At 47.2% G+C, this 9,388-nt stretch carries 4 protein-coding genes and 1 pseudogene; all 5 read right to left on the reverse strand.

What is annotated here, in order from left to right; translation table 11 throughout:
* Positions 1-317: 317 nt before the first annotated feature.
* Positions 318-464: pseudogene (locus BCM14_RS01425) on the reverse strand (type I restriction-modification system subunit M N-terminal domain-containing protein); the annotation flags it as partial.
* Positions 464-5,884: a DUF4011 domain-containing protein gene (locus tag BCM14_RS01430; protein WP_106226224.1), complete on the reverse strand. Its 5,421-nt coding sequence runs from the start codon at positions 5,882-5,884 to the stop codon at positions 464-466. The pseudogene BCM14_RS01425 and the gene BCM14_RS01430, both read right to left, overlap by 1 nt.
* Before the next feature lie 636 nt (positions 5,885-6,520).
* Positions 6,521-7,486 (reverse strand): HNH endonuclease, encoded by a 966-nt coding sequence (locus tag BCM14_RS01435; protein ID WP_106226225.1) that lies wholly within the window; start codon positions 7,484-7,486, stop codon positions 6,521-6,523.
* Positions 7,487-7,640: 154 nt separating this feature from the next.
* Positions 7,641-8,132 carry an HD domain-containing protein gene (locus tag BCM14_RS01440; protein ID WP_146129710.1) on the reverse strand — a complete coding sequence of 164 codons (492 nt, stop codon included), beginning with the start codon at positions 8,130-8,132 and terminating at the stop codon, positions 7,641-7,643.
* A 452-nt stretch (positions 8,133-8,584) separates the two neighbouring features.
* On the reverse strand, positions 8,585-9,130 hold the full coding sequence (locus tag BCM14_RS01445; protein ID WP_106226227.1) for a hypothetical protein: 546 nt from the start codon (positions 9,128-9,130) through the stop codon (positions 8,585-8,587).
* Positions 9,131-9,388: the final 258 nt, after the last annotated feature.

Here is a 9,388-nt window from a genome sequence, read left to right on the forward strand (position 1 = left end):
TCTCAAGGCATAAATGCTCGGCTCGACTCCATTAATTTAAGGTTCTAATCGAGGGCGGTGCTCTTTTAGTCAACGACTTCGAAACGACTTGCTCTTACACAGACCACAATATTGGTGGATACTTTGAGCTTCGCAGATGCCCCATAGAGGTGAGAGACTAGGCGCCGACCTAATTGTCTAAATGAGACCAACCGCCTTGGCGCGTTTGAATACCTCAACAGTTTCACTTTCTATGAATCGTGACTTCTTCATCTGTAGAATCCCTCATAATTAGAAAATTCTAACTTTAACAACCGCTTTTTTCAGGGACGATTACCGTACTCCTCGTCCCAAACGTCGCAGATACGCTTGAAAAACAGTGGTGGAAAGATGTAGGTCTTGAAGTCGGCCGCATCTACAGGACCACGCAGAATGTTTGCCGATTCCCATAGGTGAGACTCAAGTGTATTTAAAGTGACGGCCATTAATTTTCTGTTCTTTTAATTTCTATAATTTGGAAAGTCTTGGAGGTACTGCCAGTAAGGTGAAGTACAACTTCATCGCCAACAACAGCTCCAAAAAATGCTTGAGCCAGAGGAACACTTTCGTTAACTATGCCATTTAAAAAATCGCTTTTACCGCTGGTAATTTGTACCGTCAGCACTTCGTTAGGCTTAGCAAGATCCACGTAGCGAATCACATCACCAACCTCGACCTCCAGATCGTCGTCTGTATCGATTAATACCGAGTTAACGGCCTCGCGCTCAATCTCAGCTTGAACAGAGTTTTCAATCAATACAACCTCTGGCGTTACGTGCACCGCCGGTTGTCCCGCACCTATACCCTCTTCGATCCATGCCTCGCCAGATGCGTGCTCCGGACTCCAACTTCTGCGCATATCTTCGAGGAAGCTAATGAGCTTTTCAGTCTCTTGTCTAGGAGTTCGAAACCAGTCAGTTGACCAAATACGCCAGATGCGTCCACGCCAACCAAGCGATTCAAGAATTTCTTGCCGGATGCGGTCGCGATCCCGCACTGATAATGCAGAGTGATACGTAGCTCCATCACACTCAATAGCAGCTAAATATGAGCCTTGCGCATCGGGATGTTTGACTGCAATATCAATGCGATATCCAGCAACACCTAGCTGCGGGGTAACTTCATAGCCGCGCAGCTTTAACATTTCCATGACAGAAATTTCAAAATCACTGTCTGCCTCAAGACCCGTTTCCTCGACGGTAGTCAAGAAGGCTGTTCGGGCGTATTCGAGGTAATTTCGGAGTGCTTTTGTTCCATCAGGTGTTGTCCCATCCATAACGATGTCTTCAGGGCGCATTGACGTGTACAGTGCGATCGATCTTTTTGCTCGAGTGAATAAAACGTTAAGTCGCCGCCAGCCTCCTTGTCGACTGATAGGCCCAAAGTTCTGACGTACGGCACTAGAGCCGGGAGGCTTACCAAATGTTGTCGAGATTACTATCGCGTCACGCTCATCGCCCTGGACGTTTTCGAGGTTCTTGATGAACAAGGGGGCGCCCTCATTGATCCAGTGTTCACGATAGGTATCTGCACCACGAACGGACCTTAGGCGCTCTTCTAACAGCTCAGCAATAAGGTCACGTTGCTTTATGTTTAGTGTCACGATGCCAAGGGACTCGCTAGGCCTTGTTGCAATATGCTCGACAACTGCATCTATCACCCGTTTAGCTTCACGTAGATTGGTTTGGTTTTCGTAAATGGCGTCTGCTAAGTAAACAGCTCGCACGCCCAGCCTGCCACCTTGTCCGTAGGGCGAGGGGAAGATGATCAGGTTCCCACGGTAGAAACTGTGATTAGAAAAGGCAATCAGCGAATGATGTTGTGAGCGGTAATGCCAGCGCAGCGAACGTGTTGGTCTGAAATGTGACGAACATACGTCCAGAATGCTTTCGGCATCGGTGGTGGTGAAGTGGTCATCACTACTTTCTCCATCCTGTGACATACGGGAGAAAAATGATGTTGGGGGTAGCTGTTTAGGATCGCCCACGACGACTAGCTGGCCACCGCGAGCAATCGAACCAATAGCTTCCTCGGGTTTCAATTGGGACGCTTCATCCATGATGACCAGATCGAACTTGATCACGCCTGGAGTCAAATACTGTGCCACTGCTTGTGGGCCCATCATGAAGCAAGGCTTCAGTTCTTGAATCGCTCCTCCCGCTCGGGTCAGAATTTTCCGAACGGGCATCCGTGGACGTTGTTGTGGCATGAGATAGTTCAGAAGTACCATCTCAGTACGGTCATCGACTCGTACTCCGTTCCTGCCGTTCGGTGGTGACGCCCTGCGTGTGCCTTCGTAACCGATGGCCTTGCCACGCAGTGAAATTATTTCCCTGTCCAGTCGCTTGAATTCGTCACGAATCTGGTTGTGCTTCAGCCCAGTAAATCGACCCAGCTCAGGAATGTTTCGGAAGGCTTCGCGTGTGATCGTACTGTAGGTACAGTAAGCGTAAGCGTCTGTTAATTCGTCGTGCTTGATTCGTTTCGTCTCGAGGAGCTCAACGAATACGTTCAACGTTAGCTCACTTGCTTCCTTGCGGCGGGTGAGGTACAGCGACCATGGAATCAGAAGGTCCTGATCCTGAATTGCCTTTTGAACGGCTTCATGCAATGCACTGACAAAAAGCTCCAAGTCTTCGTCTGCTGGCGCTCCTGTCCATACGTCCATTTCAAACATGCCGAATTGGGACAAAGTACTGCTTAAATTCTCGACTTGCTGCAAGCCTGTATGCACATCCTCCAGCGCAGCGACAAAGGTGCGCGAAGTTTCAATTGGATGTCCCGAGCGAAGCTTGTACTTTATCTGTGGTAACAAGTTGAGACCGTCGAGACTTTGACCAAATGAAAGGGCTTCGATGGCAGTTGCGCAGTCGGTGTCTACTCCCAAATAGAGTTCGTCGAGGAGCGTTTTGACTCGAGCATTTGCTTGTATCTGTGATTTCAAAGCAGAACGCTCCAAAGCCGCATCGCAGCCAGCTACCACCTGGTTGAAGGTGGCTTGGCTTTTTGCCTCCAGCTCTAGCCACTCGAATCTGTCCTCAAGAGATCCGGTAAGTTCTTTCGTCTTCTCCAACACTTTCTCAATAAGATGGCCTCCGCTGAATTCAGAAAGTCGCTTGAGCTTTTCACTGATGCTTTTGAAGGCCGAGATTGCTGTCGTGATCTCCAGTTTTACTGATGAGAATTCACGGCGCAGGGCGCGCGCCTGGTTAGCGGTGAAGTTGATTGGGTCGATCAGTACAACTTGAATATCCTCGGACGCAACTTTGATTCCACGATTCCACTTTGCTAAGGCTAGGTATCCCTCTAAGGGTGATGATGTCGCTGGTGCAGGAAAACCAATGAACTGTGTCCAAGTGGGAGAAGACTTCCACTGCTCTTTGAGACCTAGTAATTTGATGATTTGCTCGAGTTGTTCCAGTCGCTTTTCGCTCGGCATCTTTAGCTTGGTGCGCTGCAACGCTTTGTGCAGTCCCACGGCTTTGCGCCAACGTCCCTGGAGGACCCGATACCAAGCATCACCTTCGCGTATCGTCAGGATTGCTTGTTTGATATCTCCTTCATGCGGCAAGGCGTCTACATAAAGTGAGTCACTCAGTTCCTTCTCGAGCCTAGTCCATTCAGATTGGAGTGCAAGTAATTGATCGATGGCATGAACAGCGCCGTCGCGAGTCAGACCAGGAGCCTGGAGATGGAAGTGCTCTTCAGGAGCGTCCAATATGAGATCGGCAAAGCTGAGTAATTGCTCCAATTTCTGCTTCGAACCGTCATAGGGAATGTTTTTCCCGCCGATAAAGCTTATGACGGCCATATTGGCTGCTGAGAGCATGCCCGCTGTTTCAACAAGCTGTTGATGAAGAGTTCTTAGTTCGTTGAGTGTGCCTAGTTCAGCACCCAAGATATCTGCTTGACGTTTAAGACTCTTTAGTTCATCTGCGCCTGACTTGGTGACGCTCGATTCCAATTTGAGGGCTGCCCTGACAGTACCGTCTAAGCTATGGAAGTGTTCGACCTGTTTGGCAAACTCTCCGATCGTTTTTGCAGCTGTTGCGCCTGTCTCATCATCTTCAAAGAAGCCAGGAATAAGGTGTAGGGGTAGTTGTTGATTTGCCGTCTCAAGCAAGCGCCTGAGCACAGTTAGTTGCTCACTACTAAAAGACAAAGAAAGGTTATGAACTCGGCCTCCGAGGACATTAGATAAATGCTTTGAGGCATCAACCAAAGCAAGCCCCCAGGCATCGGCTGCTTCGAATAACTGTGTGAGTTTGACCTCGTCGCCTGGTATCAACCGCTCAGGGTAAAAGCCCCAGAAAGTACAACTTGCATCGAAGCCGCCGACTGAATTGTATTGAGAGCCAATGTACCCGAGGCAGTCGGTGCGGCGACCAAACTCAAATTCAGAAATCTGAGTTGCGTCACCGATACTGATCTGGCTCAGCATGCTTTCTTCGTCGCTGAGACATTGACGGTGCTTTTCAGCACGCCACATAATTTGGTGGAGAGTCAATCCAAACGCGTTATGAGCGATGGAGTTGATCAGGTCTGAATAGGCTTTGAGATCTTTGCGATGAGCTTCGAGCTGTTGCTGCAAACGAGGAAGGTCATTAGGGTGGTTGGGTCTGAAGGTGATTCGCTTAGCGATTTCCTCCAAGACCCGTTTTTTGTTCGTCTTGTTGCTGTGCAGTTCAAGCACGAACGGGTCTAGACCAGCTAGCGATAGGCGGTTTTTCACTACCTCAAGGGCGGCCAGTTTCTCAGCGACAAACAGCACCTTCTTGCCCTCGGCAAGACAAGCAGCAATCAAGTTCGTGATGGTTTGGGACTTGCCTGTGCCTGGAGGGCCTTCGATGACCAGGTTCTTCTTGAGCGACAAAACATCAATTAATGCACTGTGTTGTGAGCTGTCGGCGTCATAAACAAGTGGGATGTTTGCCCCTGGTCCTTCTTCCACCATGTGATCTTCGGCGAGACTGAGACCAGCTCCGGCTTCATCAGCGCTGCCCTCGAATATTTCACGGACGATTGGGTGATCAACGAGGCCGTTTTCATCTCCGTTTGATGGCCATTTGTTCGGATCTAAATCACGCACCAGCAGCATATTGCTGAAACTGAGCAAGCACAGGGAGACGCGATGCTTCAGTCCGAATCCAGGTTGTTTTACGATGATCGCTTGAATTCCTGCGAAGTAAGCGTTGACATCAATCTGTTCTTCAGCGAGCTCAGGTAGGACTAGTCCAAAGTCGTTGCGCAGCTTTTCACGTAACGAGAGGTTCTCTGAGATATCGTCACCCGTGTACTGTATTGAGAACTGCTGAATGCCCGAAACGTCTTTTTTTTGCAATGACACTGGGATGCTGATCAACGGGGCAGTGTATGTCTTGTCGCTATCTCGCTGATCAGGAAACTCTAAAAAACCGAGCACCAAGAACAGCATGTTTGCGCCAGTTTCCTCAATTGCTAGCGTAGCCTCGCGCTCGATTTTGCGGCAGTGCTTAGCTAGGTCGTCCGGATACATCAGTGCCCTGACATTTGACTCTTCCGATTCTTCACCTGCGCCGGAGATGTCAAATCCTGTTGAAATGCCCGCAGATTTGGCCCACTCTCGTGGTTCGGGTCGCTGCAGACGACCGTTACGTTCAACCCATTCTCTACGCGCAGGTTCGGGCAGTCCAAGAACGCTGATGTTGGCTCTGTTATTTGTCTCAACTAACTTTTCATAGATAGCGGCTGGATGTCCTTCTACAAACTGAAGTGACTTACCTAAGGTATGTTTGAAATTGATAAGACGGTTGCGTCCTGTCAGATCGAGCAGCTTCAGGCGTAGTTGTTCGAGTGCAGAAATAAGTGGAGATGAACTTTCGTTCATACCAGTACCTCTGTTTTTTTGAAACCCGGTGCTAAGTTAGCGTTTGTAACGCTGTACAAAGTTAAAGGATTGCTTGGACATAACTGATGTTCTTCGAGATTTAGCCTATGCTCATGTATGCAATGAACGGACCCGCGTCGTGCTGCGTAATCATCGTATAGAGATCGCCTGTCGCGCGCAATTGAGCAATTACACATAATCAAGTCAACTTCAATTTATTTTGGTTAAGTAGGTGTGTTTTAAGAGAAATCGCCAGTCTTTAATACGGTGATACTTTTTGACAACTTTTTTATACAAGCACTGATGAGACTATAAAGTCCATACTCGTTTAGGGGCCGAGCATGTTTTGCGGTTGAAAACATAGCTCAGCTCCTAATAGCAACCATTATTTTCTTTGATTTCTCAATTTTTTTACCTGATCGCATAGGCGATTTTCTAGGATTAAGTTGACGCCATTAAGATTAGTACAAAAAGGGATATTTTTGTTCAGTTGTTGTCTCGAACCTTTAAATGTAGTGGTTTTGACGCCGGATGAAAATTGACCATTTTGGGGTGCGTCTAAAAACTTGGACTGGTGAGTTTTCGTCTGACGCCAACAGACTAAACTTAATACATCTGTAAAGTTAAAAAATCCGACTAAATTGCACGTACCTGCAATAGAACGGACTCTCTATGAAAATCTAGAAAAGATTTCTGACCCTGCGTAAATGCGCCTACGTTGGTGGTGCTATTAATGTCTATCCCCATTCGTTGCAGCGATGGTCGATGCGCCACCGGCGAAATAATCAACTGCCCGTTATTTTCAAAACCAATAAAACCACGATCAAACAAATGGTCGATGCTCGGTGTGAGGAGCAAACCGTTTTCGCCGTCCAATCGTTCTTCATTTGAAGCATCGCGCCAGGGTTTGCAGTGGCTAGCTATGAGGTGCACGGGGTTATCAACGCCAGTAACTCGACAACGAGTCTCGATTTTTCGAACGCGCTCTTTAAAGATACCTTGTCCGAGGCGTGCCCGTACTAGTGCCAATTTCTCGGTTTCACGGATCGCTGGGTCGAGATAAATCTCGCTCTCGATCTGCAGCTCAGAAAAATCCAGATCATCAGCAGCGATAGGTTGTACTGTCTGCGCAGCGTCAAGCAGAGGCGACACCTCTGCGCCAATTAAATTGATCAGCTCGCTGGCTAAGTCTGAGTTTACGTGGGCTAGATAAACGGACTGCAAGCCATTACCGTTAGGCTGTAACGGCGAATACTTTTTTGGCAAGAACGGCAGCAGCAGGGCAATATGATCTTTAGGCCGTATCGAATTGGCTAAGGGAGTGAAGCGAACTTTTACCTTCCAGCCAATGTTCTCCCAATATGAACCAGCGGTGCCAAACTCGACAGGTTTTGGGCTTTCATAGCAATAGGATTCAGCGATACCGATTGCCGCGATCCGGGTGTCTTTGAACGAAAAAATAAGATCTCCTGGGGAGACCTCTCGCATATTTTCGTAAAACTGATTTCGAGCCTGGTTTTTATTCTTCTTAGGCGACCAGAGATAACCGCCGTCAATTTCGTGACGGTACGTTTGGTTCTGATTGACCCACCAATAGCGCATTCTTCGTAGCCGACAGCGTTTTAGGATTTACGTAACTAGTTTATACAGATTACTTATTTTGTTACAGTAAAACTTAGAGGTCCAGAAATTTGAGTCATCAGTGTCTCAACTCACTGAGACACTTCAGCGTTGCCAATTTGTTACCTTCAAGCTTTTACTGGCGACTCCACTGGTATGCTTTTTCAATATGTTTTGCTGCCTGTGAGGATAAAAACCTTGCGTCTGGGGTAATGTTGACTCGCCCCAAGTCCAAGCGGTCAGCATCCCAGCAAGTTTGAACCGTTGCGTGATCGTGCACCTTGCCACCGCTATGGTGCTCAATGGCTTCACACAAAACATCCATGCGCTTGGCGGTCAGCTCAAAATAAACTGTATTAAGTGACCGGGCGTATTCAGCCCCGCGCTTACCATGAAGATAATCGCCGCCATCGCTGTGGCGTTGGCTGTCGTGCAAAAAGGCGAATAGCTCTATCACCAATAAATCGGCAGAGCGTTCTGTGCCAATTGTGATGCCATGGTGCAGCACACGGGCCCAATGATTGGCGCCATGGATACCATGCCAGCTAACTTTGAATTGTTCGCGTATGGCTTTAAGCATGCCTTGTTTGTCATACGTCTCGAGGGGAGCAGCTATTGGCTTTGTCATGAAAGGCATAGTTTCTATACGTTGATCTTTATTCTACTTAGATTGATGTCTCAGAGCGTGAGACTCATAGTCGTTTTATGGGGCAATAAGGTCAGGCATTGAACTGGTCGGTTTGAACAACGATTTTCAAAGGTTTCATGATCTGGAGTTTCGGCATAATTTTTTGACACACTGTGCCGCTGTGTCATCTGTTGTTCCACCGTGATCGCAAAAATCAAACAGTATTGGGATCTCGACCGCTTGTTACTCTCTGCTTTCGGCTAAGTCATCGCAACAGATCTGTGCGTCTATCAATCAGGGGACTAATCAATGAACAAGGGGATATTCTTGCTTTACGTCTATCTGGGGTGCGGGGTGGTGTGCGCCACGGTGATTGCTATTGGTGCTCGGATAGAAAATCTATCCGAATCTAAGGTGTATGCACTACCTGCTGACATTTTTTTGAATTCATTTCAAGTTTCGTCTGTGTTACTTATGAACCAAACAAATTGTGATTTTGGGTTAATCATGAGGGCCATCAAACCGGATTTTATTGATCTCAATTCACCGGAAGGCTGATTCGAAATCATAAGATGATTCATCCATTCTTCTTGTGATAGCGAACCGATCAATTCAAAAGGTCTTTTTATTTCACCGTCAGAGCAGAAGAAGTTTTTGATATGTTTAAGACTGAAGAACATATTCTCCGACCCGAAATCACCACTAATAGATAAAGTAATTTTGATTCTTTTATCTGCCACTAGTTTATTTATAAGTGTTAACCAGCGCAATATTCGCTCGAGTTTTTGACGCACGCCGATTTGATAATTTTCATCTAACACTGCAAGTTTCAATGCCTGTATGCAGTCGATGCTTTTGGGCGCAACTGATGATGCGTACTCTGCGAGTGCAATTGGCCCAGGTCGATCCCAAAAACCGTGAATAGATGTGGTGATTTTTTCGTGAGTTGTTAAATGCGCAGATATTGCAATTCCGTTGCAAAGGTACAGGCCGATCAAATTATTAAAGGTTTTATTGGGAATAGAAACACTTAATTTTTTTGTTCTGCGTCGCCCTAAATTGAGCCCCAGAGTCCGCGTTGTGCGCCATAACGAGTCTGGGGATATGGACAGATCAGAGGCGATGTTTTTTAGTACCGAATCCTTATTGATATTTTCTATCTGACCTGTCTGGTTTTATCGGACCATTTTCATTTAGAAACGACGGCTCCGGTTGTTGAACTGCTTTTCCATTCAGACACGTACTCAAGCGGCGTT

The organism is Jezberella montanilacus (assembly GCF_003003055.1).
Lineage (GTDB): Bacteria > Pseudomonadota > Gammaproteobacteria > Burkholderiales > Burkholderiaceae_B > Zwartia > Zwartia montanilacus.

Bases quoted from the DNA above. Each gene is read 5' to 3' on its own strand.
- BCM14_RS01430 (WP_106226224.1), bottom strand. From the start codon at position 5,884: ATGAACGAAAGTTCATCTCCACTTATTTCTGCACTCGAACAACTACGC.
- BCM14_RS01435 (WP_106226225.1), bottom strand. From the start codon at position 7,486: ATGCGCTATTGGTGGGTCAATCAGAACCAAACGTACCGTCACGAAATT.
- BCM14_RS01440 (WP_146129710.1), bottom strand. From the start codon at position 8,132: ATGACAAAGCCAATAGCTGCTCCCCTCGAGACGTATGACAAACAAGGC.